The sequence below is a fragment of the Streptomyces sp. NPDC043861 genome, assembly GCF_056435905.1.
Genome location: NZ_JBWKDP010000003.1, coordinates 569,004 through 595,577 on the forward strand (window position 1 = coordinate 569,004; position 26,574 = coordinate 595,577).

The window sequence follows — 26,574 nt, forward strand, 5'->3', positions numbered from 1 at the left end:
CGACCGTTCTGTTGTTCTCTGTCATTGTCTGGCGCGTCTGTGAACCTTTCGCGTGCTTTGTAGAACGATGGCACGGTGGAGGCGGGGGAGAGCGCAGGCCGCGCCGGTGTCCCGCAGGGGGCGCGCACCATAGTTGAGCCGGGTCGACTCAGCTCTGTTGACTCGATGGTGCCCGTGATGCATCCTTGAGCGAGTTCCACTCAAGTCCTCTGGAGGAATCGAAATGGCACGTGCGGTCGGCATCGACCTGGGCACGACTAACTCCGTCGTCAGCGTTCTGGAGGGCGGCGAGCCCACCGTCATCACCAACGCCGAGGGCGCCAGGACCACGCCGTCCGTCGTCGCCTTCGCCAAGAACGGTGAGGTGCTCGTCGGAGAGGTCGCGAAGCGTCAGGCGGTCACCAACGTGGACCGGACCATCCGGTCCGTGAAGCGTCACATGGGCACCGACTGGAAGATCGAGCTGGACGGGAAGACCTTCAACCCGCAGCAGATGTCCGCCTTCATCCTGCAGAAGCTGAAGCGGGACGCCGAGTCGTACCTCGGTGAGAAGGTCACGGACGCGGTCATCACCGTCCCGGCGTACTTCAACGACTCCGAGCGCCAGGCCACCAAGGAGGCCGGCGAGATCGCGGGCCTCAACGTCCTGCGCATCGTCAACGAGCCGACGGCCGCCGCGCTGGCCTACGGTCTCGACAAGGACGACCAGACGATCCTCGTCTTCGACCTCGGTGGCGGCACCTTCGACGTCTCGCTGCTGGAGATCGGCGACGGCGTCGTCGAGGTGAAGGCCACCAACGGTGACAACCACCTCGGTGGTGACGACTGGGACCAGCGCGTCGTCGACTACCTGGTGAAGCAGTTCGCGGGCGGCCACGGCGTGGACCTGTCCAAGGACAAGATGGCTCTCCAGCGTCTTCGCGAGGCCGCGGAGAAGGCCAAGATCGAGCTGTCGTCCTCGACCGAGACGACGATCAACCTGCCCTACATCACGGCGTCCGCCGAGGGCCCGCTGCACCTGGACGAGAAGCTCACGCGCGCCCAGTTCCAGCAGCTGACCGCCGACCTGCTCGAGCGCTGCAAGACCCCGTTCCACAACGTCATCAAGGACGCGGGCATCCAGCTCTCCGAGATCGACCACGTCGTCCTCGTGGGCGGCTCGACGCGCATGCCGGCCGTCGCCCAGCTCGTCAAGGAGCTGACCGGCGGCAAGGAGGCCAACAAGGGTGTGAACCCGGACGAGGTCGTCGCCATCGGCGCCACCCTCCAGGCCGGTGTCCTCAAGGGTGAGGTCAAGGACGTCCTGCTCCTCGACGTGACCCCGCTGTCCCTCGGTATCGAGACCAAGGGCGGCATCATGACCAAGCTCATCGAGCGCAACACCACGATCCCGACGAAGCGCTCGGAAATCTTCACGACGGCCGAGGACAACCAGCCGTCCGTGCAGATCCAGGTCTACCAGGGCGAGCGCGAGATCGCGGCGTACAACAAGAAGCTCGGCATGTTCGAGCTGACCGGTCTTCCGCCGGCCCCGCGCAGCGTCCCGCAGATCGAGGTCGCCTTCGACATCGACGCCAACGGCATCATGCACGTGACCGCGAAGGACCTGGGCACGGGCAAGGAGCAGAAGATGACCGTCACCGGCGGCTCCTCGCTGCCGAAGGACGAGGTCGACCGGATGCGCCAGGAGGCCGAGCAGTACGCGGAGGAGGACCACCGCCGCCGCGAGGCCGCCGAGACCCGCAACCAGGCCGAGCAGCTCGTGTACCAGACGGAGAAGTTCCTCAAGGACAACGAGGACAAGGTCCCCGGTGACGTCAAGACCGAGGTCGAGACGGCGGTGACCGACCTCAAGGAGAAGCTGAAGGGCGAGGACTCCGCGGAGATCCGCACCGCCACCGAGAAGGTTGCGGCCGTCTCCCAGAAGCTCGGCCAGGCCATGTACGCCGACGCGCAGGCCGGTCAGCAGGCCGCGGGCGGCGACGCCGCGGGTGCCTCCCAGGCCGCCGACGGCGCCGACGACGTGGTGGACGCCGAGATCGTCGACGACGAGAAGGACCAGAAGGGCGGCGCTGCCTGATGACGGAGGAGACCCCGGGCTTCGAGGAGAATCCCGACGTCCCCTCCGGCGCCTCTCCCGACGAAGCGCCGCAGGCCGCCTCCCCCTCCGCGGAGGAGGGGGCGGCCCCGGCCGGGGACGCAGCACAGACGGCAGCCCAGTCGGCCCAGACCGCGGGCCTCACGGCCCAGCTGGACCAGGTCCGTACCGCGCTCAACGAGCGCACCATGGACCTCCAGCGGATCCAGGCCGAGTACCAGAACTACCGTCGCCGGGTGGAGCGGGACCGGATCACGGTCAAGGAGATCGCCGTCGCGCAGCTACTGACCGAGCTGCTGCCCGTTCTCGACGACATCGGCCGCGCCCGTGAGCACGGCGAACTGGTCGGCGGCTTCAAGTCGGTGGCCGAATCGCTGGAGACCGTCGCAGCCAAGATGGGACTGCAGCAGTTCGGCAAGGAGGGCGAGCCCTTCGACCCGACGATCCACGAGGCCCTGATGCACTCGTACGCACCGGACGTCACCGAGACGACCTGCGTCGCGATCCTGCAGCCGGGCTACCGGATCGGCGAACGGACCATCCGCCCCGCCCGGGTCGCGGTGGCCGAGCCCCAGCCGGGTGCGGCGCCCGCGGCGCCGAAGGAAGAGCACGCGGCAGATGAGGAGAGCGGTGGCCCGGACGAGGGCTGACGTGACCGATTGCGCATTCGTCCGAGAGGAGGGACGTCGATGAGCACGAAGGACTTCGTGGAGAAGGACTACTACAAGGTTCTCGGCGTCCCCAAGGACGCCACCGATGCGGAGATCAAGAAGGCGTACCGGAAGCTCGCCCGCGAGTTCCACCCGGACGCCAACAAGGGTGACGCCACGGCCGAGGAGCGCTTCAAGGAGATCTCCGAGGCCAACGACGTGCTCGGTGACGCCAAAAGGCGCAAGGAGTACGACGAGGCGCGCGCGCTCTTCGGCAACGGCGGCTTCAGGGCGGGCGCTCCTGGCGCCGGCGGCACGTTCAACTTCGATCTGGGCGACCTCTTCGGGGGCGCCCAGCCCCAGGGCGGCGGCGCCGGCGGCTTCGGCGGCGGTCTCGGGGACGTCTTCGGCGGACTGTTCAACCGCGGAGCCGGGGCGGGGACGCGTACGCAGCCCCGCCGCGGCCAGGACATCGAGTCCGAGGTGACGCTCAGCTTCACCGAGGCGGTGGACGGGGCCACGGTCCCGCTGCGGATGTCCAGCCAGCAGCCCTGCAAGGCCTGTTCGGGCACCGGCGACAAGAACGGCACACCGCGGGTGTGCCCGACCTGCGTGGGCACCGGCCAGGTGTCGCGCGGCGGCAGCGGTTCGTTCTCGCTGACCGATCCGTGCGTGGACTGCAAGGGCCGCGGGCTCATCGCCGAGACCCCCTGCGAGGTCTGCCACGGCAGTGGCCGCGCCAAGTCCTCGCGCACCATGCAGGTCCGCATCCCGGCGGGAGTCTCCGACGGGCAGCGGATCCGGCTGCGCGGCAAGGGCGCACCGGGCGAGCGCGGCGGCCCGGCCGGTGATCTCTATGTCGTCGTCCATGTCGACGCCCATCCGGTCTTCGGCCGCAAGGGCGACAACCTCACCGTCACGGTGCCGGTTTCCTTCACGGAGGCCGCGCTCGGCGGAGAGGTGAAGGTGCCCACGCTCGGCGGACCCCCGGTCACGCTGAAACTGCCCGCAGGGACCCCCAACGGCCGTACGATGCGGGCCCGCGGCAAGGGCGCCGTGCGCAAGGACGGCACCCGCGGCGATCTCCTGGTCACCGTCGAGGTCGCGGTGCCGACCGAACTCGGCGACGGGGCGCGGGAGGCACTGGAGGCGTACCGGAAGGCGACTGCGGACGAGGACCCGCGGGCAGAACTGTTCCAGGCTGCGAAGGGAGCGTGACCTCATGGAGAGGGACGGCCGACGCCGGAATCCATACCAGCTGACGGACGAGACACCGGTGTACGTCATCTCGGTGGCGGCCCAGCTCTCCGGCCTGCATCCGCAGACCCTGCGGCAGTACGACCGTCTCGGCCTGGTCTCCCCGGACCGCACGGCCGGCCGTGGCCGGCGATACTCGGCTCGGGACATCGAACTGCTCCGCCAGGTGCAGGCGTTGTCACAGGACGAGGGCATCAATCTCGCCGGCATCAAGCGCATCATCGAGCTGGAGAACCAGGTCGCTGCGCTCCAGGCGCGCGTGGCCGAGCTCTCGGCCGCGGTCGAGGGCGCGGCGGCGGCGATGCAGCAGCGCGAGGCGCAGGTGCATGCGTCCTACCGGCGCGATCTGGTGCCGTACCAGGATGTGCAGCAGGCGAGCGCGCTGGTGGTGTGGCGGCCGAAGCGGGACGGCTGACGTCACGTCAGGAAGCATGAAGGGGCCGGGAGAGCGGGCAGCTCTCCCGGCCCCTTGGCGTGACGCCACGGCGCCGGCCGTCGCGTCCGGGGTGTGCGTTCGGCCCCGGTCCGGCGGCGGTGTCACGAAGGCCGTCAGCACCTGGGCCGTGCGCCGGGCGTCAGGAACCGCTGCGGGTGTGCTCGGACGACGAGGGGGCGGCGCACTGGTCCCTGTCCAGGATGCCGGAGCGGGCGATCAGATAGCCCAGTTGAGCCCGTGAGCCACTGCCCAGCGAGGAGGCCAGCTTGGCGATGTGCGCCCGGCAGGTGCGGACGTTCATGCCGAGGCGGCGGGCGATGGCCTCGTCGACGAGGCCCTCCACGAGGAGTCTGGCTATGGCCCGTTGGACCCCGCTGACACCGTTCAGGCTGGGCTCGTACGTCACCGGGTCGTCGAGCGGGATCGCCTGCATCCAGAACTGGTCGAAGACGCCGACCAGATACTCGACGAGGCCCGGGTGGTGCAGCTCCAGCGCGACCTGGCGGTCCCGGCTGGCAGGGACGAAGGCGACCTTGCGGTCCACGATGATCAGCCGGTCGATGATCTCCTCCAGCGTGCGCACTTCGACCGCGGGGCCTATGCGCTCGAGGTAGGCCAGAGTGATCGGCTGGTGCCGCGCGGTGTGCTGGTAGAGCGTGCGCATCCGGACGCCCCGTGCGACGAGCGGCCTCACCCTGCGCAGTGCTTCACCGAAAGTCGCCGCGCTGCGGCCGCTGCCGGGCTGGACGGTCAGCAGCTCGGTGGAGCATTCCGCGACAACACGGTCCAGGCTGGCGTTGATCCGCGAGAGCCCTTCGAGGACCGTGATCGCGTGGGTGGTCGACGGATCCTGGGCGCTGATGGTCATGAATGGCTCGAACGCATCGGACAGTTCGACGGTGAGGCGTCTACGCTCCTGGATTTCGCTCTCGATCGGGAGCAGGAGCTGGGCCAGGGCCGCGGAAGGGGGAACCGGACGGAGCCACTGGACGTCGTCCGGATCGGGTCGGAGCAGGTCCAGGTCGATCAGGCACGGCGCGGGAACCACCTCCGTCCTGGATATCCGTCCGCTGCGCAGGGCGCTCGCGTAGAGCCGGGAGCCGGCCTCGCACAGTTCGGCATGTGTGTGAGGGTGCCCCCGATTGTCCAGTTCCGTCCCCATGTGTACACCCCCAGGCTTTTGCAATACAGGAACATGATGCATTGGGTCAGTGGTGGAAACGTGGAGAGTGAGCCATCGTCATGGCTGCGGGGGAGCCGTAGGAATCACCTTCAAGTGAGGTTGCTCGGTCATGGCCAAGAAGCTCATACGCACCGTAGTCGGTGTCGCGCTCTTCGCTGCTGCGGCAGCGGGGGTCTCGGCATCGGCCGAGGGTCCCGGGTGGGGTCTGGGTTCGCAGGTGACCTCAGCGGCGCCTGACCCGGGCTGGGACATCGCACCGGCGGACCCCGGCTGGGAAGTCGCGCCGAAGGCGGTGCCGGACCCGGGCTGGGACGTCGCTCCGGCCACGAACACCGGTTGGGGGTCCGTGACGGCATGACGGTTCCCGAGGATCCCCGCTTCCGGCGGGAGATGGCGACCGCGTACCGCTCCGGGTGGCATTTCATCGACCTCGTCACGGCGGTGCCGCATCGTGGCGATTCGTTGATGGTCACCCTCTTCGGCGAGCCGGTCGTGATCAACCGTGGCGACGACGAGGAGATCCGCGCGTACCGGTGCCTCAGAAGGCCCCGTGGTGCCCCGCAACCCGTTCGCTGTGCCATCCGGTACGGCATGATCTTCGTCAATCTCGACCAGCGGGACCACCAGCTGGTCGAACCGCAGACCGTCACCGCCACCCCCCGCAGTGCCTGAGCGGTTCCCCCGTCGTTCAAGATCGCTCAGGTGCTTCCCCCACACAGCGGCGCCATCGTGGACCTGAAACACGATGGCGCCGCTGTGCTGTGCGCGTACGCCCTGGCCATGTGGCGGCGCCCCGGTCCGGTCCGGACTGCGGGCGACTGAAGGTACGGGCCCCCGGGGGCCGGGCACCGGTGAGGGTGCCGGGCCCTACGCCCGGCCCATCGCGCGGGTCAGCACGATCTCGATGACCACCCGGTCCGGGTTCGGGGCCGGTGTGCGTCCGTAGCGCTCCGCGTAGCGCGCCACCGCGTCCTCGACCGCCTCGGGCTCCGTGCGGACGGTGGCGCGTCCCTCCAGGGTCGCCCAGCGCCTCCTGTCCACCTGGCAGACCGCGACCGGCACCGGCTCCGGGGCCGCGGCCAGGATGTTGGCGACCTTGCGGCTGTGCTTGTTGGAGATCACCCGTGCGATGCCCCTCTCGCCGCCCTCGGGGTCATAGGTGACGCCCACCGGGGCGACGTGCGGAGTGCCGTCCGGCCGCGGTGTCGTCAGAGTGCACATGAGATGTTCGCGCCAGAAGCTGAGATACGACGCGCCGGGGTTCCGTAGGTCGATGGCCATGCCCGGAACCTATCTCCGGAGCAGGAACTTCCCGAGCCTTGAGCGGAATCGACTCAACTTTGTGTACGTTGGATCTGTCATGGGCGTACGGACGCCGCAGAGACCGGAGCCGAGGAGGAGAAACCGCACGTGGACGCCGAGCTGACCAACAGGAGCCGGGACGCGCTCAACGCCGCTTCCAGCCGAGCCGTGTCCGGGGGCCATCCCGATCTGACCCCCGCGCACCTCCTGCTCGCTCTTCTCGCGGGTCAGGACAATGAGAACATCACCGACCTGCTGGCCGCCGTCGACGCCGACCAGGCCGCAGTGCGGTCCGGCGCGGAGCGGGTCCTCGCCGACCTGCCCAGCGTGACCGGCTCCACCGTCGCTCCGCCCCAGGCCAACCGTGAGCTCCTCGCCGTGATCGCCGACGCCACCGCCCGTGCGAACGAGCTCGGCGACGACTACATCTCCACGGAGCATCTGCTCATCGGCATCGCGGACAAGGGCGGACGAAGCGCCGAGGTGCTGGCCGGGCAGGGGGCCACGGCGAAGAAACTGCTCGAGGCGTTCGCCGCAGCAAGAGGAGGGCGCCGGGTGAACACACCCGATCCCGAGGGCCAGTACAAGGCCCTGGAGAAGTTCGGCACGGACTTCACGGCCGCGGCGAGGGACGGCAAGCTCGACCCCGTCATCGGCCGCGACCAGGAGATCCGTCGCGTCGTACAGGTGCTGTCGCGCCGCACCAAGAACAACCCGGTGCTGATCGGCGAGCCCGGCGTCGGCAAGACCGCCGTCGTCGAGGGGCTCGCCCAGCGGATCGTGAAGGGCGACGTGCCCGAGTCGCTGCGCGACAAGCGCCTGGTCGCCCTCGATCTCGGTGCGATGGTGGCGGGGGCCAAGTACCGGGGCGAGTTCGAGGAGCGGCTGAAGACCGTCCTCTCCGAGATCAAGGAGAGCGAGGGCCGGATCATCACGTTCATCGACGAACTGCACACCGTCGTGGGCGCGGGCGCCGGCGGCGACTCCGCCATGGACGCGGGCAACATGCTGAAGCCGATGCTCGCGCGCGGCGAGCTGCGCATGGTCGGCGCCACGACGCTCGACGAGTACCGCGAGCGGATCGAGAAGGACCCGGCGCTGGAGCGGCGCTTCCAGCAGGTGCTGGTCGCCGAGCCGACGGTCGAGGACACCATCGCGATCCTGCGCGGGCTCAAGGGCCGCTACGAGGCGCACCACAAGGTCCAGATCGCGGACAGCGCACTGGTTGCGGCCGCGACCCTCTCCGACCGGTACATCACCTCGCGTTTCCTGCCCGACAAGGCCATCGACCTCGTCGACGAGTCGGCGTCCCGGCTGCGGATGGAGATCGACTCGTCGCCGGTCGAGATCGACGAGCTGCAGCGTTCCGTCGACCGGCTGCGGATGGAGGAGCTCGCGCTCAAGAGCGAGTCCGACGAGGCGAGCAAGGAGCGTCTGGAGAAGCTCCGGCGCGACCTTGCGGACCGTGAGGAGGAGCTGCGCGGCCTCACCGCCCGCTGGGAGAAGGAGAAGGAGTCCCTCAACCGTGTGGGCGCGCTGAAGGAGAAGCTGGACGAGCTGCGCGGGCAGGCGGAGCGCGCACAGCGCGACGGCGACTTCGACACCGCGTCGAAGCTGCTGTACGGGGAGATCCCGGGGCTGGAGCGCGAGCTGGCGGAGGCCACCGAGGCGGAGGCCCAGGTGGAGGCCGCGAAGGACACCATGGTCAAGGAGGAGGTCGGCCCTGACGACATCGCGGACGTGGTCGCCTCCTGGACCGGCATCCCGGCAGGCCGGCTGCTCGAGGGCGAGACCCAGAAGCTGCTGCGCATGGAGCAGGAGCTGGGCAGGCGTCTGATCGGCCAGTCCGAGGCGGTACGGGCGGTGTCGGACGCGGTACGCCGCTCCCGGGCGGGCATCGCCGATCCCGACCGTCCCACCGGATCCTTCCTCTTCCTCGGTCCCACGGGTGTCGGCAAGACCGAGCTGGCGAAGGCGCTGGCGGACTTCCTCTTCGACGACGAGCGGGCCATGGTCCGCATCGACATGTCCGAGTACAGCGAGAAGCACAGCGTCGCCCGGCTGGTCGGGGCCCCGCCCGGATACGTGGGCTACGAGGAGGGCGGCCAGCTCACGGAGGCGGTGCGCCGCCGTCCGTACAGCGTCGTGCTGCTGGACGAGGTCGAGAAGGCCCACCCCGAGGTCTTCGACATCCTGCTCCAGGTCCTCGACGACGGCCGGCTCACCGACGGACAGGGCCGGACGGTCGACTTCCGCAACGCCATCCTGATCCTGACCTCCAATCTCGGAAGCCAGTTCCTGGTCGAGCCGCTGACCAGCGAGGAGGAGAAGAAGCAGCAGGTCCTGGAGGTCGTGAGGTCCTCGTTCAAGCCGGAATTCCTCAACAGACTGGACGATCTCGTCGTGTTCTCGGCCCTGTCGAAGGATGATCTGGCCCGTATCGCGGCGCTCCAGATCGACCGCCTCGCCAAGCGCCTCGCCGAGCGGCGGCTGGCCCTGGACATCACACCGGCCGCCCTGGAATGGCTTGCCGAGGAGGGCAACGACCCCGCCTACGGCGCCCGGCCGCTGCGCCGCCTCGTCCAGACCGCGATCGGCGACCGCCTGGCCAAGGAGATCCTCTCGGGCGAGGTCAGGGACGGCGACACGGTGCGCGTCGACCGCTTCGAGGACGGCCTGATCGTCGGGCCCGCCCGGTAGACGCGGCAGCGGGCTCCGAGTGGGCCTGCACTCCCGCCCGCGCAGCGGACGACGCGGTTCCGAGGACCGCCCGTCCCGCTGGTCTCCCGTCCGGCGGACTGATGACGAGCCCGGGAGTGCTCCCGGGCTCGCGTCATCATCGGGCCCGGGCCGGGTAGGCCCGTTTAGGACACGTCCGGCTCAAGGCCCGGTGGGGGTTGCCAGCCCCCGCCCGGGATGGGAGAGGATGGCCGCATCCGTACGAAGGGAAACACCCCGTGAGCATCGACCCGTCCTCGATTCCGAATTTCGGGGGCCAGCCCCAGCCTCAGTCCGCACCACCGGCGGGCCCCGTGGTGCCCGACCAGGATCTGGTCAAGCAGCTGCTCGACCAGATGGAACTGAAGTACGTCGTCGACGACGAGGGTGACCTCGCGGCGCCGTGGGAGGAGTTCCGCACCTACTTCATGTTCCGCGGCGAGGACGAGCAGCAGGTCTTCTCGGTGCGCACGTTCTACGACCGCGCGCACGCCGTCGAGGACCGCCCGAAGATCCTCGATGCGATCGACGACTGGAACCGCCGCACCCTGTGGCCCAAGGTCTACACGCACACCCACGAGGAGGAGGGCGAGCCGTCGTCGCTCCGTCTCATCGGTGAGGCGCAGATGCTGATCGGCACCGGTGTCAGCCTCGAGCACTTCGTGTCGTCCACGGTCAGCTGGGTGCGTGCGTCCATCGAGTTCGACAAGTGGCTCGTGGAGCAGTTCGGGCTGGAGTCCGCCGCCGGCGACGAGAAGCCCGCCGACGACGAGGCCTGACACGGCCGGCACCGCTCAGAGTGCCATCGGGGCCAGCGTCAGCGCATAGGCCCCGAAACCGAACGACAGCACGGCGAGGGCCGCGATCACCGTGATCGCGGCCCTCGGCCGTGCCTTCGTCAGAGCCCCCGCGAGCGGCAGCAGCAGCGGGAACGCGGGCAGCAGAAAACGAGGCTTGGACTCGAAGAAGCCCGATCCGCCCACCGTGATCAGCACCAGCACCCCGGTGTAGACGAGCAGCGGCAGTGGGGGCCGGTCCAGCACGAAGAGCACGAAGAGCAGCACGCCCGCGCAGACGATCACCAGCGCCATGGGAAAGCCGAAGAACACCGGGGTCGTCACCATCGACCGCACGACCCGCAGGGAGCCCGCGCCCAGGTCGAATCGCGACGTCCAGCCGCTCTGCACGGCGAAATAGCCGCCCAGCGGATCGCCCGTGCGCAGTCCCACCCAGAGCAGATAGCCGCACCAGCCGGCCGGTGCCAGCCCGGCCGCCGCCCACACACGGCCGGCACGCCTCCCTCTGCGCCGCCACAGTTCGTGCGCCGCAACCGCGCACACCGCAGCCGCGACCGCGATCCCGTTGGGACGGGTCAGCCCGGCCAGCGCCGCCAGCGCGCCCGCCCACAGCCAGCGGCGGGTCAGCAGCGCATACAGCGACCATGCCGCGAGCGCCGTGAGCAGCGGTTCCGTGTACGCCATGGACAGCACGATCGAGTGCGGCAACAGCCCCCACAGGAGAACGAGCACGGTGGCGACCCGCCGGTCGTACAGCCGCCCGACGACGGCATGGATGCCCCACGCTGCGGCCCCCGCGGCGGTCCAGGAGAGCAACAGCCCCGCGGTTCCGCCGGTCACCGGCAGCACGGCCGTCATGGACCTGACGAGACCGGGGTAGAGCGGGAAGAAGGCAAGATCGGACTGGACGACACCGTCCGGCCAGTACAGCGTGCGACCGTAGCCGTGCGCGGCGATACGGGTGTACCAGTCGGAGTCCCACGAGGTGGCCAGCAGGGACCGCGGGGACCTGCCGGTGTGCCAGGCCCACAGCGCCAGCAACCCCATCCCGGTGAGCCGGGCTGCCGCGAACAGCCCCAGCGCGGGGGCCGCCAGCAGCAGGGAGGCGCGCCATCGGGGTACGGGCCCGGCATCGACTGACGCTTTGTTAAACGTCTCGGCGAACAGGGGACACCTCCGTGCGCGCGTGATCGGTCAGTCAACCCGACCTTCAGCGGCGCACGGATGCGGCGCGAGCGCTGGGCGGCCATCCGGGTGGGCCAGGGCTCCGTGCGGCGGCCGGGGGGCGTGTCCCCGCCGGAAGGCCGGGGGCGCTCCCGCTGCATCCCCCCATCCGTGGGAACCCGACCCACTGGTCGCCGGGGGAGGGCGAGGCACCGCGGCACGGGTGACCGGGCACGGGCGGCCGTCGGCAGGACGGGAGGCGTCCGGGAGGATCGTGCAGCCGCGGCGGTACGCCTCGGCCGGTGCCGGTCGAGGCTGTGCCCACGTCCCCGTGGCCCTCCCCGCTCCCCGACGGCGGACGGGCCGGCGTCAGCCGGCCGCGAGCCCCTTCAGCCGCGAGACGGCCTCCATGAGGACGTCCTCGCGCTTGCAGAAGGCGAACCGCACGAACGGCGCGCCCTGTTCACGATGGTCGTAGAAGACGGCGTTCGGGATCGCGACGACCCCGGCGCGCTCCGGCAGCGCCCGGCAGAACGCGAAGCCGTCGTCCTCGCCGAGCGGGCGGATGTCGGTGGTCACGAAGTACGTCCCGGCCGGCCGGTACACCTCGAAGCCCGCCGCCGTGAGCCCGGAGCTCAGCAGATCCCGCTTGGCGCGCAGCTCGTCGCGGAGCCCGTCGAAGTACGCCCGCGGCAGGGCCAGAGCCTCGGCCACCGCGTACTGGAACGGGCCCGCGGAGACGTAGGTCAGGAACTGCTTGGCCGAGCGGACGGCCGTGACCAGCTCCGGCGCTGCCGTCACCCAGCCGACCTTCCAGCCGGTGAACGAGAACGTCTTGCCGGCGGAGCCGACGGTGACCGTCCGCTCGCGCATCCCGGGGAACGACGCGATCGGGATGTGCTCGCCGTCGAAGACCAGGTGCTCGTACACCTCGTCGGTCACGACCAGCAGATCCCGCTCGACGGCGAGTGCGGCGAGCGCCGCCAGTTCCTCGCGGCTCAGGACGGTCCCGGTCGGGTTGTGCGGGGTGTTGAGCAGGATCAGCCGGGTGCGGTCGGTGACCGCGGCCCGCAGCTCGTCCAGGTCGAGTACGTACGTCCCCTCGTGCGGCCGGAGCGTGACCGGTACGCGTCGCCCTCCCGCCATGGCGATGCACGCGGCGTAGGAGTCGTAGTACGGCTCCAGCGCGATCACCTCGTCCCCGGGCTCGACGAGCGCGAGCAGCGCGGCGGCGATCGCCTCCGTCGCACCTGCCGTGACCAGCACCTCCGTGTCGGGGTCGTACGCGAGCCCGTAGCGCTGCTGCTGGTGTGCCGAGACGGCGGTGCGCAGCTCGGGGACACCGGGGCCGGGCGGGTACTGGTTGCCCCGGCCGTCCCGCAGCGCGCGTACGGCCGCTTCCCGGACCTCCTCGGGGCCGTCCGTGTCGGGAAATCCCTGGCCGAGGTTGATCGCACCCGTGCGCACGGCGAGGGCGGACATCTCGGCGAAGATCGTCGTCCCGAATGCGGCGAGACGGCGGTTCAGGAAGGGGCGCTCGCTGGAGGTCATGGCGGCCATCCTGCGCGCAACCTCTGGACTTGCTCAAGTCTGCTTTGGGCCTCCCGGGCGGGGGGCATCCCCCTCACACGCACAGAGCGGTGCGGCAACCAGTCAGGACCGATGCACCTAAGAGATGCAGCTGAGAAACGGGGAGGGTGGGAACGATGGCCGATGTCCTCGGAGCCGTTTTCATTCTGATGTTCATAGGGGTGGTCGTCGGGATCGCCGCTTCGAGTTCCCGGCGCAGGGGCCGGAGGCGGTCGCACAGCGGCGGCAGTGGCAGCTGGTGGTCCGGTGACAGCGGCGGCTCATCGTGCGGAGGGGGTTCTTCCTGCGGCGGCTCGTCCTCCTGCGGGGGCGGAGGCGGCGGCTGCGGCGGAGGAGGCAGCTGACACGGGGCAGCTGATCCGCCGTGAAAGAGAAAGGCGCCCGGGTGGGAGATGAACTCCCCCCGGGCGTCGTTCTGTTGACGCACTGTGCGCGTATCGGGCGGTCTCGGGCGCGTCAAGGATGGATTTGTGTTGAACAGTTGAACCGTAAGGCCCCCGGGGGGATGGAAAGCACGTCAAGTTGGGTAAAAGCCCTGTGAGCGGCGCGCACTTCATGATTCCCTCGCTGTTGAGGACATCCAGCCCTCGGGCCCTGATGTGGATCCCGAGCCGGCGGTCCCCTCTCCTCTGTGGTTCCTCCGGGGCGCCCCGGACCGCCTCTTCATCCAGTTACGCGTGTTTTGCGGAGCCGACCCATGCTCACGACCCTCCATACGTCCTACACCGATACCCGTGCGGCCGATCTGGCCTGGGCGCTGGGTCGGGACCCGCTGCCCTCCCTTGCCGAGCTCGACCTCGAACTGTCCGGAGCAAAGCTCCAGTTGAGACTGCTGGGCGCGTCCCATCAGGTGCTTCTCGAGGAGGATCAGGGCGTCTGCTCCGAGACCGTGGCCTGCATCCCCGGCAGCAGTACCCCGCTTCCACTGGGCGTCGCCAAGCGGATCGGTGCATGGGAGTACCAGTTCGCGGCGCGTGTCGAGACGTTGTCGAAGGGCTCGTTCGCGGGGCGGGCGCAGGAGTTGCTCGCACTGGTCGCGGACCATCCGAACGGGCTCGCGGGTACGTTCCCCGGCTCGCCCCATGCGTTCACGGCCATGGTGGCGCAGCGCCTCGAAGGGCAGGTGCGATGGCGCACTTGGCACGCATATCCGCAGGAGGGGCAGCTCGTGGTGACCCGTACGCGGGTCGGCGAGCGCATGCCCGCGTCACGCTGAATCCACACATCGCCGTGGCATTTCACAGCAATTGCACCCGTGTGGGTGACGTGATGCGATGGGTGCGTGACGTAGCGTTACGGCATGATCGACCCGCCTGCGTCCACGTCCCTCAAGGGCGGGGCGCGTCAGCTCCAGGGCGGGGAGCAGCTGCCCGTCCGTCCGGGTTCGGGCCGGTGCCTCGTCCTCCTCGTGGTCTTCGTCTGCGCGGCCTGCGGCCTGGTGTACGAACTCGAACTCGTGGCGCTCGCCACGTACTTGATCGGTGACTCGGTCACCCAGGCCTCCGTGGTCCTCTCCGTCATGGTCTTCGCCATGGGCATCGGCTCGCTGCTGGCGAAACGGCTGCGCTGCCATGCCGCTGTCGGTTTCGGCCTGGTGGAGGCGGCGCTCGCGCTGATCGGGGGCTGCTCGGCGCTGGTGCTGTACGCGGCGTTCGCCTGGCTCGGTGAGGCGCGGTACGCGCTGGTGGGGTTCTCGCTCGCGATCGGGGTGCTGATCGGTGCGGAGATCCCGTTGCTGATGGCGCTCATCCAGCGGGCGTCCAGGCGCGCCGGCGGTGAGCAGGATGCGGCGGGCACGGTGGCGGATCTGTTCGCCGCCGACTACGTGGGCGCGCTGGTGGGCGGGCTGGCCTTCCCGTTCCTGCTGCTGCCGTGGCTGGGGCAGCTCACGGGTGCGCTGCTGACCGGGGCGGTGAACGCGGTCGCGGGCGGGGCGCTGGTGCTGTGGCTGTTCCGCCGGGATCTCTCCCGGCGGGCGCGGTGGTGGCTGCTCGCGGCGAATGTGACGGTGCTGGTGGTGCTCGCCACGGCGACGGCGCTGGTCGGCGACTTCGAGTCGGCGGCACGCAGAGCGGTGTACGGGGAGCCGGTCCGGGTCGCCGTGCGCACCGGAGTGCAGGAGGTCGTGCTGACCGGGGCGCGGCACGGACCCCTGGATCTCTTTCTGGACGGGCGTCTGCGGGTGAGCGGCAGGGGCGAGGCGCGGTACCAGGAGGCGCTGGTGCGCGCCGGGATGCGCGGGCCGCACGCACGTGTGCTGATCCTCGGAGGCGGCGACGGACTCGCGGCGCGCGAGGTGCTCGACCACCCGGGCGTGCGCTCGGTGACCCTCGTCGAGCGCGATCCCGGGATCGTCCGCCTGGCGCGTACGGACCCGGCGCTGACGGCGCTGAACGGGCAGGTGTACCGGGACCCGCGGCTGCGGGTGGCGTACGCGGACGCGTTCGTCTGGCTCCGCGCGGCGCGGGGGGAGTACGACGTGGTCGTGTCGGACCTCCCCGAGCCGTGGACGACGCCCGGGGCGAAGCTGTACTCCCAGGAGTTCTACGGCCTCACCGCGGGCGTGCTTGCCAAGGGCGGGCGGGTGGCCGTGCACACGGGGCCCGTCGCAGCGCACCCGGGGGTGTACTGGACCGTCGAGGCGACGATGCGCTCGGCGGGGCTCGCGACCGTGCCGTACCGGGCGCCGGGCCTGCCGGGGCGGGGATTCGTCCTGGCGACGGCGGGCACGGTGCGGCCGGCACTCGGACCGGGGGCCCTGGGCGTGCAGAGCGACCGCCCCGAGGGTATGCGCCCCTCGACGCTGCTGCATCCGCGGTACGCGGAGTGAGGCGGGTGCCCGGAAGCCCGGGTGGCCGGTCGGAGCCGTGAGGCCCGGCCGTGTCCCTGGGAAGTCGTGCGCGTTCCGGTGTCGCCGTCCGCCGGGTGGGGCCGTGGAGGGCCGCGGCGGGGCCGCGAACTGTGCCGGTTCTGCACAGAACTGCTCCGTGTGGGCCGAGGCTGAGTAGGCTCGGCCCATGGAGCATGAGGTGTTCGTTCCGGTTCCGGCAGAGATCGTCCGGCAGACGTTGGCCGACCCCGCGCGTATCGCGCGCTGTGTCCCCGGACTCCAGAGGGACGCCGACGCCTCGGCCGGTCCCCTGGCGGGTCGTCTGAAGTTCCGTGTGGGCGGCCACACGATCACCTATCGCGGTGCCCTGCGGATCACCGAGCAGGACGGCGGCTTCGCCGTCGAGGGCGAGGGCACGGAGGCGCGCGGCGCGGGTGCCGCGAAACTCACGCTCGCGGTGCGCCTCACCCCTGCGGAGGGCGGCACGGACATCACCTTCACCGGCACGTCCCACATCGAGGGCCGGCTGGCCGAACTCCCCGCGGACACCGCAGCCCAGGCGGCCACCCGACTGCTGGACCGTTTCGCTTCGTCGCTGGCATCCCTCGCAACGGAACGTGCGGCCGGCCCGGCCGCGCCCGGAGACGATGCCGCCGGGCCCGTGGAGTCCGCCGCCGCGGCGACCGCGGAGCCGGCGTCCGGTACGGCAGTGGATGCGCCGGCCGGCTCCGGGGCGGACGACGAGGCCGCTGCCGTGGGCGAGACCGCACGCAGCGGGGCGCTGGATCTGCCGGTGCAGCACGATGCCGATGCCCAGTCCCAGGAGGCAGGGCCGGCGGGCGAGGCGGCGCCGTCCGAGGACGACGGGGCGGCCGGGCCCTCGGCCGAAGGGCGTTCCGGTACGGCGCCGGACACCGCGGCCGGGAATGCGGACGGCGCATTCGCCCAGGACGACGAGGGGGACGACGCCACGGGCGACAACGGCGACGAGGACGGCGCATCCGTGTTCGACGTCGACGTGCCCCCCTCCGCGCTGGACCCGATGGCGGAAGAGGAGTTCGGTGAGGACGAAGAGCTTCCGGCCGAGGCGGCGCATGCCCGGCGGACGATGATCGGGCGGAGTGCGGAGGAGGTCGATCACGCGCCACCGCGTGGGCGGTACGCGCCCGTGCCTGCGCCGCAGGCCACCGTGGCCGGGGGAAACCTGCGCTGGATCGCGCCCGCCGCCGCACTCGCCATCGCATCCGCGGTGGTTGTCGGACGTGCCCTGCGGCGCCGCAGGTAGTCCGCCAGTACTGTCGGGGTGTGAGTAGCCAAGAGAGCGTCCGGCTCACTGCCGGCGACGTCGAGCTGACCGTGGACCCGGCGAACGGCTGCCGGATCAGCAGCCTGCGGATCGACGGGACCGAACTCCTCCGCCAGGGCGAGCGGTACGGGTGCTTTCCCATGGTCCCGTGGTGCGGAAGAACCGAGAACGGCCGGTTCATCAACGGCGGTGTTCCGCACCAGCTGCCCGTGAACTCCCCGCCGCACGCCATTCATGGCACCGGCCGGGACACCGCCTGGCGCACCGCCCCCACCATTGACCCCGGCACTGCCGCGTTCACCTATGAACTCGGCGATCCCTGGCCGTACACCGGACTGGTGACCCAGACCTTCGAGCTGACCGAGGACTCCCTCACCCTTCAGCTCGGCGTCGAGACCTACGACGTCTCGTTTCCCGCCCAGGCAGGATGGCACCCCTGGTTCCTGCGCAGCGCCTTCCCGGGAGGCAAGGACGCGCAGCTGTCGTTCACCCCGGACTGGCAGGAGGAGCGCGGACCGGACCACCTCCCCACCGGCCGCCGTATCGGCCCCACCCCCGGCCCCTGGGACGACTGCTTCGGCATGCCGGACGGCGTCGATGTCACCCTCACCTGGCCGGAGCATCTGGAGCTCACCGTGAAGAGCCGTGCCGAGTGGGTCGTCATCTACGACGAGCAGCCCGAGGCGGTCTGCGTCGAGCCCCAGTCCGGCCCTCCGAACGGCCTCAACACCCACCCGCGACTGGTCACGCCCATCGATCCCCTCGAGATCGCGGCGACCTGGACCTGGCGCCGCCTGGCCTAAGCTCATGGCCATGACTGACGTACGTGCTGAGCTCCTCCAGCAGATCAAGGACAAGGCCGTGGTGCACGGCAGGGTGACGCTCTCCTCGGGGCGTGAGGCCGACTACTACATCGACCTGCGCCGGATCACGCTGGACGGCGAGGCCGCGCCCCTGGTCGGTCAGGTCATGCTCGATCTGACCGAGGAGCTGGACTTCGACTGTGTCGGCGGTCTGACGCTGGGCGCCGACCCGGTCGCCACCTCGATGCTGCACGCCTCCGCCGCACGGGGTGGGCGCCTGGACGCCTTCGTCGTACGCAAGGCCCAGAAGGCGCATGGCATGCAGCGCCGTATCGAGGGCACCGACGTCAAGGGCCGCCGCTGCCTTGTCGTCGAGGACACCTCGACGACGGGAGGCTCGCCGCTCACCGCCGTCGAGGCGGTCCGTGAGGCGGGCGGCGAGGTCGTTGCGGTTGCCACGATTGTGGACCGTGGTGCCGCTGGGGCGATCGCCGATGCGGGGCTGACGTATCTGACCGGATTCCAGCTTTCGGACCTCGGCCTCTCCTGACCGGGCTGCTCGGGTCTGACCTGCGGATTCGCCAAGGGGCGAGGGTTTCACGTGAAACCTCGGCCCCTTGGACCGGGAGCCCCCGTGGGCGTCTGGAAGGATAGGTGCGACGATGTCGTCGCACCCAGGTCAGGGCCTAGCAACGCAAACCCGCACATCACAAGGAGCGGACAGATGCCCATCGCAACCCCCGAGGTCTACACCGAGATGCTCGACCGGGCGAAGGCAGGCAAGTTCGCCTACCCGGCCATCAATGTCACCTCGTCCCAGACCCTGCACGCTGCGCTGCGCGGCTTCGCGGAGGCCGAGAGCGACGGCATCATCCAGATCTCCACGGGTGGTGCGGAGTTCCTGGGCGGCCAGCACAGCAAGGACATGGTGACCGGTGCGGTCGCCCTCGCCGAGTTCGCGCACATCGTTGCCGCGAAGTACGACATCACGGTCGCGCTGCACACGGACCACTGCCCGAAGGACAAGCTGGACGGCTATGTGCGTCCGCTGCTCGCCATCTCCGCCGAGCGCGTCGCGAACGGCCAGAACCCGCTGTTCCAGTCCCACATGTGGGACGGCTCCGCCGAGACCCTCGCCGACAACCTGGCCATCGGCCAGGAGCTGCTGGCCCAGGCCGCCGCCGCGAAGATCATCCTCGAGGTCGAGATCACCCCGACCGGCGGCGAGGAGGACGGTGTCACCCACGAGATCAACGACGAGCTGTACACCACCGTCGAGGACGCCATCCGCACCGCCGAGGCCCTCGGTCTGGGCGAGAAGGGCCGCTACCTGCTGGCCGCGTCCTTCGGCAACGTCCACGGCGTGTACAAGCCGGGCAACGTCGTGCTGCGCCCCGAACTGCTGAAGGACCTGCAGGCGGGTGTCGCTGCGAAGTTCGGCAAGGCCGACCCGTTCGACTTCGTCTTCCACGGCGGCTCCGGCTCCTCGCAGGAGGAGATCGCCACCGCGCTGGAGAACGGCGTGGTGAAGATGAACCTCGACACCGACACGCAGTACGCCTTCACCCGCCCCGTGGCGGACCACATGTTCAAGAACTACGACGGTGTGCTGAAGGTCGACGGCGAGGTCGGCTCCAAGAAGACCTACGACCCGCGCAGCTGGGGCAAGGCGGCCGAGGCCGGCATGGCCGAGCGTGTGGCCGAGGCGTGTGGTGCGCTGCGGTCCGCGGGTACCAAGCTCAAGTAGGCGAGTTCAGGCGAGCGAGCCGAGGGCAAGCGAGACCAAGCCAGACAGGAGGCCCGGCACCATTTCGGTGCCGGGCCTCCGTCCTGTCCGGAAGGGACCCGGGATGACGTACGACTTCGACAAGCCCATGGACCGCCGCGGCACCGCGTGTGTGCAGTGGGACGGCGTCCGGGCCCGCTTCGGGGTGGACGGACTGCTGCCGTTCACCATCTCCGACATGGATTTCCCCTCTCCGCCGCAGGTGCTGGACGCCTTGCGGGAGCGGGTCGCACACGGAGTGTTCGGATACACCGACTGGCGACTCGGTGACTTCCGCGCGGCGATATGCGCATGGCACGCGGCGCGGTACGGGACGGAGCTCGATCCGGAGCGGATCGTCTACGCACCGTCCGTGCTCAGCCAGCTGTCGCAGCTGTTGCAGATGTGGACGGAGCCGGGCGACGGGGTCGTCGTCCACACGCCGACGTACGACGGGTTCCGCAAGGCGGTCACCGGGCTCGGGCGTGAGCTGCGGGAGGTGCCGGTGGGGGATGCGGAGGGCCTTGAACGAGAGCTGGCAAGGCCCGACAGCCGGATACTGCTGCTGTGCTCCCCGCACAATCCCACGGGTCGGGTCTGGACCGAAGGCGAGCTGGGTGGGATGGCACGGCTCGCGGCGGCCCATGACGTCGCTGTGATCAGCGACGAGATCCATGCGGACCTGGTGCACGAAGGCCACCGGCATCTGCCGTGGACCCGTTTTGCGGCGGAGGGCGGCCGCTGGGCGCTGGTCACGTCCGGGTCGAAGGCCTTCAACTTTCCCGCGCTGACGGGCTCGTACGGGATTCTCGGGGATCCGCAGGATCGAGCGGCGTTCATCGCGCGGATGGAGACGGGCGAGGGCCTCGCTTCCCCCTCGGCGCTGTCCCTCACGGCCCATATCGCCGCCTACCGGGAGTCCGGACCCTGGCTCGACGCGCTGCGGAGCTATGTCGCAGGGAATCTGTGCATGATCGCGGATCGTCTGAACTGTGCGTTTCCCGTACTGGGCTGGACCCCTCCCGCGGCCGGCTATCTCGCCTGGATCGACCTCCGCAAGCTGGATGTGCCGGACGACGAGCTCCAGCGTGAACTGATCGAGCGGGAGAAGGTGGCGGTCATGCCGGGCGGCGTGTACGGCGCCCCGGGATTCATCCGGCTGAACGTGGGATGCCCGCGGGCGAAGGCGGAAGCGGGCACGGAAGCCCTGATCCGGGCACTGAACCGCCTGGTCGGGACGGGCTGACCGGCCGCCGGGGCGGGGCGGCCCACCGGTACTGGGCCCACCGGAGCCGCGGGCACGCCGAATGCCACGGTCCGCACCGCCCCCGCGGAGGGCGGCCGCCGAACAATGGCCCTGGGCGGGGGGACCGAGGATGATCGGCGTATGGACATCAGGCTGGCGTCGGCGACTGGTCGGTGGGTGGTGCTGACGACCGTCCTGGGATCCAGCATGGCGATGCTCGACTCCACCGTGGTGAACGTGGCGCTGCCGCACATCGGCGACGATCTCGATGCCGATCTGGCTGCCCTGCAGTGGACCGTCAACGCGTACATGCTCACGCTCGCCGGGCTGATCCTGCTCGGTGGGGCCCTCGGGGACCGCTACGGGCGGCGGCGCGTGTTCGTCATCGGTGTCGTGTGGTTCGCCCTGGCGTCACTCGCCTGCGGGCTCGCGCCGGACGCCACCGTGCTGATCATCGCCCGGGCGCTGCAGGGCGTCGGAGGGGCGCTGCTGACCCCCGGGTCGCTCGCGCTGATCCAGGCCAGTTTCCATCCGGACGACCGGGCCAGGGCCGTGGGGCTGTGGTCGGGGTTCGGCGGGGTCGGCGCCGCGGTGGGACCGTTCGTCGGGGGCTGGCTGGTGGACGGGCCCGGATGGCGTTGGGTCTTCCTGCTCAATGTGCCGCTGGCCGCTGTGTGTGTACCGGTCGCGCTGCGACACGTTCCCGAATCCCGGGACCAGGCCGCCCACGGCCGGTTCGATGTCCTGGGCGCGGTGCTGGGCGCCCTGAGCCTCGCGCTGGTGACGTACGGACTCATCGACGTCTCCTGGTGGGCCGGGCTGGCAGGTGTGGTGGTGGGGGTGGTGTTCGTGATCGTCGAACGGCGGCGCCCGGCGCCCATGCTGCCGCCGTCGATCTTCGCCTCACGGCAGTTCACCGCGGTCAATCTGGTCACTGTCTGTGTGTATGCCGCGTTCAGCGGGTTCTTCTTCCTCGCCGCTCTGCAGCTCCAGGTCGTCTCCGGCTATTCGGCCCTCGCGGCCGGTACCGCCCTCCTCCCCACCACGCTGCTGATGCTTCTGCTCTCCGCCCGCTCCGGCGAGCTCGGGGAGCGGATCGGGCCCCGGATCCCTCTCACCGTCGGCCCGCTGCTGTGCGCGGCAGGAATGCTGCTGATGCTGCGGGTCGGCGAGGATGCCTCCTACGTCGCCGACGTCCTGCCCGCCCTGCTGGTGCTGGGCCTGGGCATGGTGACCCTCGTCGCCCCACTGACGGCGACCGTGCTGGCCTCCGTCGACACCGCGCGCGCGGGCCTGGCCAGCGGCGTGAACAACGCGGCCGCCCGTGCGGCCGGCCTGCTCGCGGTGGCCGCGCTGCCGTTGCTGGCCGGGATGGGACAGGAGGCGTACCGCATGCCGGAGGAGTTCGACGCGACGTTCCGGCGCGCGATGCCGATGTGTGCGGGCGTGCTGGTGCTGGGAGCGGTGATCGCCTGGGCGATGGTGCGGCGGCCGGCGGCGACGGCATGCCACCCCGAGTGCAAGGTGCAGTGCGGGGTCGGGGCACCCACCCTGGAACGCATCGTCGAGCCGCGGCGGGGCAGCGCCGACAAGCCGGACGGGACCGTCGGCTGAGGCCGTCGCAGCGGCCGTGTCGGCAGGGACCGCCGCACCGGTCCCGGCAGGGACCGCCGCACCGGTCCCGGCAGGGACCGCCGCACCGGTCGTTCGCCGGCCGGGGCCTGCGCGGCGGGCGGACCGCCGGGTGCGGCCGCGCCATCGGGCTTCTGTGACACTGAAGCCATGTCCATCCACGAAAACCTGCTGGGGGGCCCGCCCCCCACCCATCTGCCCGACGACCCGGAGCCCCGGGAGCTGCTCGCGAACGGCACCGCCCCGGCCGATGTCGCCGCGAAGTACCCGACCTCCTCGCTGGCCTGGGCCCAGCTGGCCGACGAGGCGTTCGAGGCGGGCAGCGTCGTCGAGTCGTACGCGTACGCCCGCACCGGCTACCACCGCGGTCTCGACGCGCTGCGCCGCAGCGGCTGGAAGGGCCACGGCCCGGTGCCCTGGGAGCACGAGCCGAACCGCGGCTTCCTGCGTGCCCTGCACGCCCTCGCCCGCGCCGCGCAGGCCATCGGCGAGCAGGAAGAGTACGAGCGCTGCACCACGTTCCTGCGCGATTCCTCCGGGACTGCCGCCGAAACCCTCGGCTGACAGCCTCCGGACCGATGCGGAAGGGCAGGGTCCGACCGGCCCCGCCCTTCCGTGCGAGTGGCCTTTATGATGCCCGCAGGGGACCGGAGCTCCGATACCACCAACGGAAAGGGGCGGACCGCTACCCGGACACTTGTGTCAGGAGACAGCGATGTCGCAGTATCCCGATGCCTCCGGAGCCGGTTCGGTCACCCCGAACCTCGACTTCGCGGGCACGACCCCGTACGAGGACTACGTCCAGGCGGACGTCCTCACCCACCTCCAGCACCCTCGCTCCGACGATCCCGGAGAGATGGTCTTCCTGGTCACGACCCAGGTGATGGAGCTCTGGTTCACCGTCATCGTCCACGAGTGGGAGACCGCGTCCGACGCGCTGCGCCGTGACGACCTGCCCGTGGCGATGGACGCCCTCAAGCGGTCCCTGCGGGAGCTGGAGGCGCTGAACGCCTCCTGGCGCCCGCTCGCGCAGCTCACCCCCGTCCAGTTCAATTCCTACCGCAGCGCCCTCGGCGAGGGCTCCGGCTTCCAGTCGGCGATGTACCGGCGGATGGAGTTCCTGCTCGGCGAGAAGTCGGCGTCGATGCTCGTCCCGCACCGTGGCGCCCCGCGTGTCCATGCCGAACTGGAGAAGGCGCTCCAGCAGCCGAGCCTGTACGACGAGGTCCTGCGGCTGCTCGCGCGCCGCGGTCTGCCGGTCCCGCAGGCGGTACTCGACCGCGATCTGTCGCAGCGCTACGAGCCGTCGCCCGAGATCGAGCAGGTGTGGGCGTCCGTGTACGCGGACGACGACCAGGACGCCGAGCTCGTACGTCTCGGAGAGGCACTGACCGACGTCGGTGAGCTGGTCTGGCGCTGGCGCAACGACCATCTCGTCGCCACTCGCCGGGCCATGGGTGCCAAAGCCGGCACCGGCGGCTCCGCGGGTGTCGCCTGGCTGGAGAAGCGGGCGACGAAGAACGTGTTCCCCGAGCTGTGGACGGCGCGCAGCCATGTCTGACCTCTCCACGGGCCTCATAGAGAAGGCGGCGGCGCTGGACGCCGCGGACGAACTGGCCAAGCGGCGCGAGCTGTTCGCGATCGAGGACGGCACGGTCTATCTCGACGGGAATTCGCTGGGCGCCCTGCCCCGCCATGTCCCCGGCCGCATGGCCGATGTCATCACCCGCGAATGGGGCGAGCTCCGTATCCGCTCCTGGGACGAGAGCGGCTGGTGGACCGCGCCGGAGCGGATCGGCAACCGGATCGCCCCGCTCGTCGGCGCGGCCCCCGGGCAGATCGTCGTCGGCGACTCCACCAGCGTGAACGTCTTCAAGGCGCTGGTGGCGGCCGTCCGCCTGGCCGGCGACAGGGGCGAGGGCCGGGACGAGATCGTCGTCGACGCGACGACGTTCCCCACGGACGGGTACATCGCCGAGTCCGCCGCCCGGATGACCGGATGCCGGCTGGTGCCCGTCACCCCGGCGGAGCTGCCCGGGGCCCTCGGGCCCCGTACCGTCGCGGTGCTCATCAACCACGTCGATTTCCGTACGGGCCGGCTGCACGATCTTCCGGCGCTCACGGCGGCCGTGCACGAGGCGGGTGCGATCGCGGTCTGGGACCTGTGCCACAGTGCCGGCGCGCTGCCGGTCGGGCTCGACGTGCACGGTGTGGACCTCGCGGTCGGCTGCACTTACAAGTACCTCAACGGCGGCCCCGGTTCGCCCGCGTATCTGTATGTCGCCGAGCGCCACCAGGGCCGCTTCGACTCCCCGCTGCCCGGCTGGAACTCGCACGCCGACCCGTTCGCCATGGCCCCCGGCTTCATGGCGGCGGACGGCGCGGCACGGGGCCGGGTCGGTACACCCGACATCCTCTCGATGCTTGCGCTGGAGGCGGCGCTCGACGTCTGGGACGGGGTTTCCGTGGAGGCGGTCCGGGCGAAGTCGCTCGCCCTCACCGACTTCTTCCTGGAGTGCGTCGCGGCGTACGTCCCCGGATGGGGAGGGCCCCAGGGGAGGGTCGGCTCGCTGACACCGCGTGCGCACGATGAACGCGGCAGCCAGGTCGCGCTGTCGTGCGCCGAGGCGCCCGCGGTCATGGAGGCACTGATCGCACGCGGTGTCGTCGGCGATCTTCGCCGCCCTGACGTGCTGCGATTCGGGTTCACTCCGCTGTACGTCGGCTTCGCGGACACCGAGCGCGCGGCGAGGGTTCTCGCGGACGTGCTTGCCGAGGTGCCCGCCTCGACGCTCGGCTGATCGCAGGGGGCCGGGGGCCTGGTACCGTCCCCGCTGGCCAGGCTAATTCGGCCCCCTCACCGAAAGGTTGGCGCAGCATGCCGGACCCCGCCGCGCACGACGACGAAGCTCGCGACGCCGCCGAGGAAGCCTCGGCGATGTCGCATCCGGCAGTCGCTCCGGACGCCACTGCCGCCTACGGCGAGCACCCCGACCAGATCATCGACTTCTACGCTCCGCGCGATGACAGGGACCGGGCGCCGCTGGTGGTGGTGCTGCACGGCGGGGCGTGGCGGGCGCCGTACGACCGGCAGCACGTGAGTCCCTTCGCGGACTTCCTGGCGCGGCGCGGTTTCGCCGTTGCCAGTGTGGAGTACCGCAGGGGCCCGTCGCTGCCCCAGCAGCGTGAGGACGAGGGGGCGGGCGGCCCGGTGGCCGGACGCTGGCCGGAGACGTTCGACGATGTCGCGACGGCGCTGGACGCGCTGCCCGGACTTGCCGCCGCGGTGCTGCCGCAGGCGGACCCGGGCCGTACGGTCGTCACCGGCCACTCGGCGGGCGGCCACCTCGCGCTGTGGGCCGCCGCCCGGCATGTGCTTCCCGCGGACGCCCCGTCCGGATGGCGGCTGCCTGCCCCTCCGACGCTCCGTGGCGTCGTCGCGCTCGCCCCCGTGGCGGATCTCGGCCGTGCGGCCGAGCTGTTCGTGTGCGGCGGCGCGGTGGAACAGCTCCTGGGCGCGGCGCAGTTCGGGGAGCGGCTGGGATGCGCCGATCCCGCGATGCTGCTGCCCACGGGAATCGCGACGACCGTCGTCCAGGGCCGCAGTGACATCGTGGTGCCCCAGGCAGTCGCCGACTCGTACGTCGACGCGGCGGCAAAGGCGGGCGAGACGGTCGGTTTCACGCTGCTCGAGGGCGTCGGGCACTTCCCGCTGATCGATCCGGCCGCGGACGCCTGCGCGGTGGTGGCCGAGGAGATCGCCCAGCTCGCCTGGTGAACCGGAGGCGAGGCACGGA

At 70.6% G+C, this 26,574-nt stretch carries 24 protein-coding genes; 20 read left to right on the top strand and 4 right to left on the bottom strand.

The window, feature by feature from the left end; translation table 11 throughout:
• The first annotated feature begins 223 nt into the window (after window positions 1–223).
• From dnaK to AC068D_RS10240, 4 genes are read left to right on the top strand one after another with little or no spacing between them, the layout of a single operon-like run.
• Window positions 224–2,080 carry a molecular chaperone DnaK gene (gene dnaK, locus AC068D_RS10225; protein WP_478822499.1) on the top strand — a complete coding sequence of 619 codons (1,857 nt, stop codon included), beginning with the start codon at window positions 224–226 and terminating at the stop codon, window positions 2,078–2,080.
• Window positions 2,080–2,748: a nucleotide exchange factor GrpE gene (gene grpE / locus AC068D_RS10230; protein ID WP_478822500.1), complete on the top strand. Its 669-nt coding sequence runs from the start codon at window positions 2,080–2,082 to the stop codon at window positions 2,746–2,748. The genes dnaK and grpE overlap by 1 nt, the downstream gene beginning before the upstream one ends.
• A 39-nt stretch (window positions 2,749–2,787) precedes the next feature.
• Window positions 2,788–3,966, top strand: a complete 1,179-nt coding sequence (gene dnaJ / locus AC068D_RS10235) for a molecular chaperone DnaJ (RefSeq protein ID WP_478822501.1) — start codon at window positions 2,788–2,790, stop codon at window positions 3,964–3,966.
• 4 nt (window positions 3,967–3,970) lie between these two features.
• Window positions 3,971–4,420, top strand: coding sequence for a heat shock protein transcriptional repressor HspR (locus AC068D_RS10240; protein WP_478822502.1), 450 nt, complete (start codon window positions 3,971–3,973; stop codon window positions 4,418–4,420).
• Between the two features lie 160 nt (window positions 4,421–4,580).
• On the opposite strand, the gene AC068D_RS10245 is transcribed toward AC068D_RS10240, so the two are convergent.
• Window positions 4,581–5,603, bottom strand: a complete 1,023-nt coding sequence (locus AC068D_RS10245; RefSeq protein WP_478822503.1) for a helix-turn-helix transcriptional regulator — start codon at window positions 5,601–5,603, stop codon at window positions 4,581–4,583.
• A 130-nt stretch (window positions 5,604–5,733) separates the two neighbouring features.
• Here AC068D_RS10245 and AC068D_RS10250 point away from each other — a divergent pair, with 130 nt between their 5' ends.
• Together AC068D_RS10250 and AC068D_RS10255 are read left to right on the top strand one after the other, a co-directional pair.
• Window positions 5,734–5,982 (top strand): hypothetical protein, encoded by a 249-nt coding sequence (locus AC068D_RS10250; protein WP_478822504.1) that lies wholly within the window; start codon window positions 5,734–5,736, stop codon window positions 5,980–5,982.
• Window positions 5,979–6,296, top strand: coding sequence for a (2Fe-2S)-binding protein (locus AC068D_RS10255; protein ID WP_478822505.1), 318 nt, complete (start codon window positions 5,979–5,981; stop codon window positions 6,294–6,296). Before AC068D_RS10250 ends, AC068D_RS10255 begins: the two co-directional genes overlap by 4 nt.
• Window positions 6,297–6,491: 195 nt before the next feature.
• Here AC068D_RS10255 and AC068D_RS10260 read toward each other — a convergent pair whose 3' ends face one another.
• Window positions 6,492–6,905: a pyridoxamine 5'-phosphate oxidase family protein gene (locus AC068D_RS10260; RefSeq protein WP_478822506.1), complete on the bottom strand. Its 414-nt coding sequence runs from the start codon at window positions 6,903–6,905 to the stop codon at window positions 6,492–6,494.
• Window positions 6,906–7,034: 129 nt separating this feature from the next.
• Between AC068D_RS10260 and clpB the strand changes: the two genes are divergently transcribed.
• A complete protein-coding gene (gene clpB / locus AC068D_RS10265; protein WP_478822507.1) occupies window positions 7,035–9,626 on the top strand; it encodes an ATP-dependent chaperone ClpB in 2,592 nt (863 codons plus the stop codon).
• A gap of 257 nt (window positions 9,627–9,883) precedes the next feature.
• A complete protein-coding gene (locus tag AC068D_RS10270; protein WP_478822508.1) occupies window positions 9,884–10,423 on the top strand; it encodes a type III secretion system chaperone family protein in 540 nt (179 codons plus the stop codon).
• Between the two features lie 15 nt (window positions 10,424–10,438).
• Here the strand turns inward: AC068D_RS10270 and AC068D_RS10275 are convergent, their stop codons facing one another.
• Both AC068D_RS10275 and AC068D_RS10280 read right to left on the bottom strand, forming a co-directional pair.
• Window positions 10,439–11,608 (bottom strand): hypothetical protein, encoded by a 1,170-nt coding sequence (locus AC068D_RS10275; RefSeq protein ID WP_478822627.1) that lies wholly within the window; start codon window positions 11,606–11,608, stop codon window positions 10,439–10,441.
• Between the two features lie 366 nt (window positions 11,609–11,974).
• Window positions 11,975–13,165, bottom strand: coding sequence for a pyridoxal phosphate-dependent aminotransferase (locus AC068D_RS10280; protein WP_478822509.1), 1,191 nt, complete (start codon window positions 13,163–13,165; stop codon window positions 11,975–11,977).
• A 727-nt stretch (window positions 13,166–13,892) separates the two neighbouring features.
• Here AC068D_RS10280 and AC068D_RS10285 point away from each other — a divergent pair.
• From AC068D_RS10285 to AC068D_RS10340, 12 genes are all read left to right on the top strand, one after another.
• Complete coding sequence (locus AC068D_RS10285) at window positions 13,893–14,411, top strand: DUF2617 family protein (RefSeq protein ID WP_478822510.1); 519 nt, start codon at window positions 13,893–13,895, stop codon at window positions 14,409–14,411.
• Between the two features lie 84 nt (window positions 14,412–14,495).
• On the top strand, window positions 14,496–16,025 hold the full coding sequence (locus AC068D_RS10290; protein ID WP_478822511.1) for a polyamine aminopropyltransferase: 1,530 nt from the start codon (window positions 14,496–14,498) through the stop codon (window positions 16,023–16,025).
• 187 nt (window positions 16,026–16,212) lie between these two features.
• Window positions 16,213–17,310: an SRPBCC domain-containing protein gene (locus AC068D_RS10295; RefSeq protein WP_478822512.1), complete on the top strand. Its 1,098-nt coding sequence runs from the start codon at window positions 16,213–16,215 to the stop codon at window positions 17,308–17,310.
• Window positions 17,311–17,330: 20 nt separating this feature from the next.
• On the top strand, window positions 17,331–18,134 hold the full coding sequence (locus AC068D_RS10300; RefSeq protein WP_478822513.1) for an aldose epimerase family protein: 804 nt from the start codon (window positions 17,331–17,333) through the stop codon (window positions 18,132–18,134).
• Between the two features lie 10 nt (window positions 18,135–18,144).
• A complete protein-coding gene (pyrE, locus tag AC068D_RS10305; protein WP_478822514.1) occupies window positions 18,145–18,684 on the top strand; it encodes an orotate phosphoribosyltransferase in 540 nt (179 codons plus the stop codon).
• 174 nt (window positions 18,685–18,858) lie between these two features.
• Window positions 18,859–19,881 carry a class II fructose-bisphosphate aldolase gene (fbaA, locus tag AC068D_RS10310; RefSeq protein WP_478822515.1) on the top strand — a complete coding sequence of 341 codons (1,023 nt, stop codon included), beginning with the start codon at window positions 18,859–18,861 and terminating at the stop codon, window positions 19,879–19,881.
• Window positions 19,882–19,984: 103 nt separating this feature from the next.
• A complete protein-coding gene (locus tag AC068D_RS10315; protein ID WP_478822516.1) occupies window positions 19,985–21,145 on the top strand; it encodes a MalY/PatB family protein in 1,161 nt (386 codons plus the stop codon).
• Between the two features lie 141 nt (window positions 21,146–21,286).
• Window positions 21,287–22,759, top strand: coding sequence for an MFS transporter (locus AC068D_RS10320; RefSeq protein ID WP_478822517.1), 1,473 nt, complete (start codon window positions 21,287–21,289; stop codon window positions 22,757–22,759).
• A 168-nt stretch (window positions 22,760–22,927) separates the two neighbouring features.
• Window positions 22,928–23,341, top strand: coding sequence for a DUF3151 domain-containing protein (locus AC068D_RS10325; RefSeq protein WP_478822518.1), 414 nt, complete (start codon window positions 22,928–22,930; stop codon window positions 23,339–23,341).
• A gap of 151 nt (window positions 23,342–23,492) precedes the next feature.
• Window positions 23,493–24,338 (top strand): tryptophan 2,3-dioxygenase, encoded by an 846-nt coding sequence (locus tag AC068D_RS10330; protein ID WP_478822519.1) that lies wholly within the window; start codon window positions 23,493–23,495, stop codon window positions 24,336–24,338.
• Window positions 24,331–25,578 (top strand): kynureninase, encoded by a 1,248-nt coding sequence (kynU, locus tag AC068D_RS10335; RefSeq protein ID WP_478822520.1) that lies wholly within the window; start codon window positions 24,331–24,333, stop codon window positions 25,576–25,578. The genes AC068D_RS10330 and kynU overlap by 8 nt, the downstream gene beginning before the upstream one ends.
• A 77-nt stretch (window positions 25,579–25,655) precedes the next feature.
• Entirely contained in the window at window positions 25,656–26,555 is a 900-nt protein-coding gene (locus tag AC068D_RS10340; RefSeq protein WP_478822521.1) for an alpha/beta hydrolase, read from the top strand.
• Window positions 26,556–26,574 lie beyond the last annotated feature (19 nt).

What these genes read in the sequence shown, in the direction of transcription:
- dnaK (WP_478822499.1), top strand. Translation starts at nt 224, where the DNA reads ATGGCACGTGCGGTCGGCATCGACCTGGGCACGACTAACTCCGTCGTC.
- grpE (WP_478822500.1), top strand. Translation starts at nt 2,080, where the DNA reads ATGACGGAGGAGACCCCGGGCTTCGAGGAGAATCCCGACGTCCCCTCC.
- dnaJ (WP_478822501.1), top strand. Translation starts at nt 2,788, where the DNA reads ATGAGCACGAAGGACTTCGTGGAGAAGGACTACTACAAGGTTCTCGGC.
- AC068D_RS10240 (WP_478822502.1), top strand. Translation starts at nt 3,971, where the DNA reads ATGGAGAGGGACGGCCGACGCCGGAATCCATACCAGCTGACGGACGAG.
- AC068D_RS10245 (WP_478822503.1), bottom strand. Translation starts at nt 5,603, where the DNA reads ATGGGGACGGAACTGGACAATCGGGGGCACCCTCACACACATGCCGAA.
- AC068D_RS10250 (WP_478822504.1), top strand. Translation starts at nt 5,734, where the DNA reads ATGGCCAAGAAGCTCATACGCACCGTAGTCGGTGTCGCGCTCTTCGCT.
- AC068D_RS10255 (WP_478822505.1), top strand. Translation starts at nt 5,979, where the DNA reads ATGACGGTTCCCGAGGATCCCCGCTTCCGGCGGGAGATGGCGACCGCG.
- AC068D_RS10260 (WP_478822506.1), bottom strand. Translation starts at nt 6,905, where the DNA reads ATGGCCATCGACCTACGGAACCCCGGCGCGTCGTATCTCAGCTTCTGG.
- AC068D_RS10280 (WP_478822509.1), bottom strand. Translation starts at nt 13,165, where the DNA reads ATGGCCGCCATGACCTCCAGCGAGCGCCCCTTCCTGAACCGCCGTCTC.
- AC068D_RS10285 (WP_478822510.1), top strand. Translation starts at nt 13,893, where the DNA reads ATGCTCACGACCCTCCATACGTCCTACACCGATACCCGTGCGGCCGAT.
- AC068D_RS10290 (WP_478822511.1), top strand. Translation starts at nt 14,496, where the DNA reads ATGATCGACCCGCCTGCGTCCACGTCCCTCAAGGGCGGGGCGCGTCAG.
- AC068D_RS10295 (WP_478822512.1), top strand. Translation starts at nt 16,213, where the DNA reads ATGGAGCATGAGGTGTTCGTTCCGGTTCCGGCAGAGATCGTCCGGCAG.
- pyrE (WP_478822514.1), top strand. Translation starts at nt 18,145, where the DNA reads ATGACTGACGTACGTGCTGAGCTCCTCCAGCAGATCAAGGACAAGGCC.
- fbaA (WP_478822515.1), top strand. Translation starts at nt 18,859, where the DNA reads ATGCCCATCGCAACCCCCGAGGTCTACACCGAGATGCTCGACCGGGCG.
- AC068D_RS10315 (WP_478822516.1), top strand. Translation starts at nt 19,985, where the DNA reads ATGACGTACGACTTCGACAAGCCCATGGACCGCCGCGGCACCGCGTGT.
- AC068D_RS10320 (WP_478822517.1), top strand. Translation starts at nt 21,287, where the DNA reads ATGGACATCAGGCTGGCGTCGGCGACTGGTCGGTGGGTGGTGCTGACG.
- AC068D_RS10325 (WP_478822518.1), top strand. Translation starts at nt 22,928, where the DNA reads ATGTCCATCCACGAAAACCTGCTGGGGGGCCCGCCCCCCACCCATCTG.
- AC068D_RS10330 (WP_478822519.1), top strand. Translation starts at nt 23,493, where the DNA reads ATGTCGCAGTATCCCGATGCCTCCGGAGCCGGTTCGGTCACCCCGAAC.
- kynU (WP_478822520.1), top strand. Translation starts at nt 24,331, where the DNA reads ATGTCTGACCTCTCCACGGGCCTCATAGAGAAGGCGGCGGCGCTGGAC.
- AC068D_RS10340 (WP_478822521.1), top strand. Translation starts at nt 25,656, where the DNA reads ATGCCGGACCCCGCCGCGCACGACGACGAAGCTCGCGACGCCGCCGAG.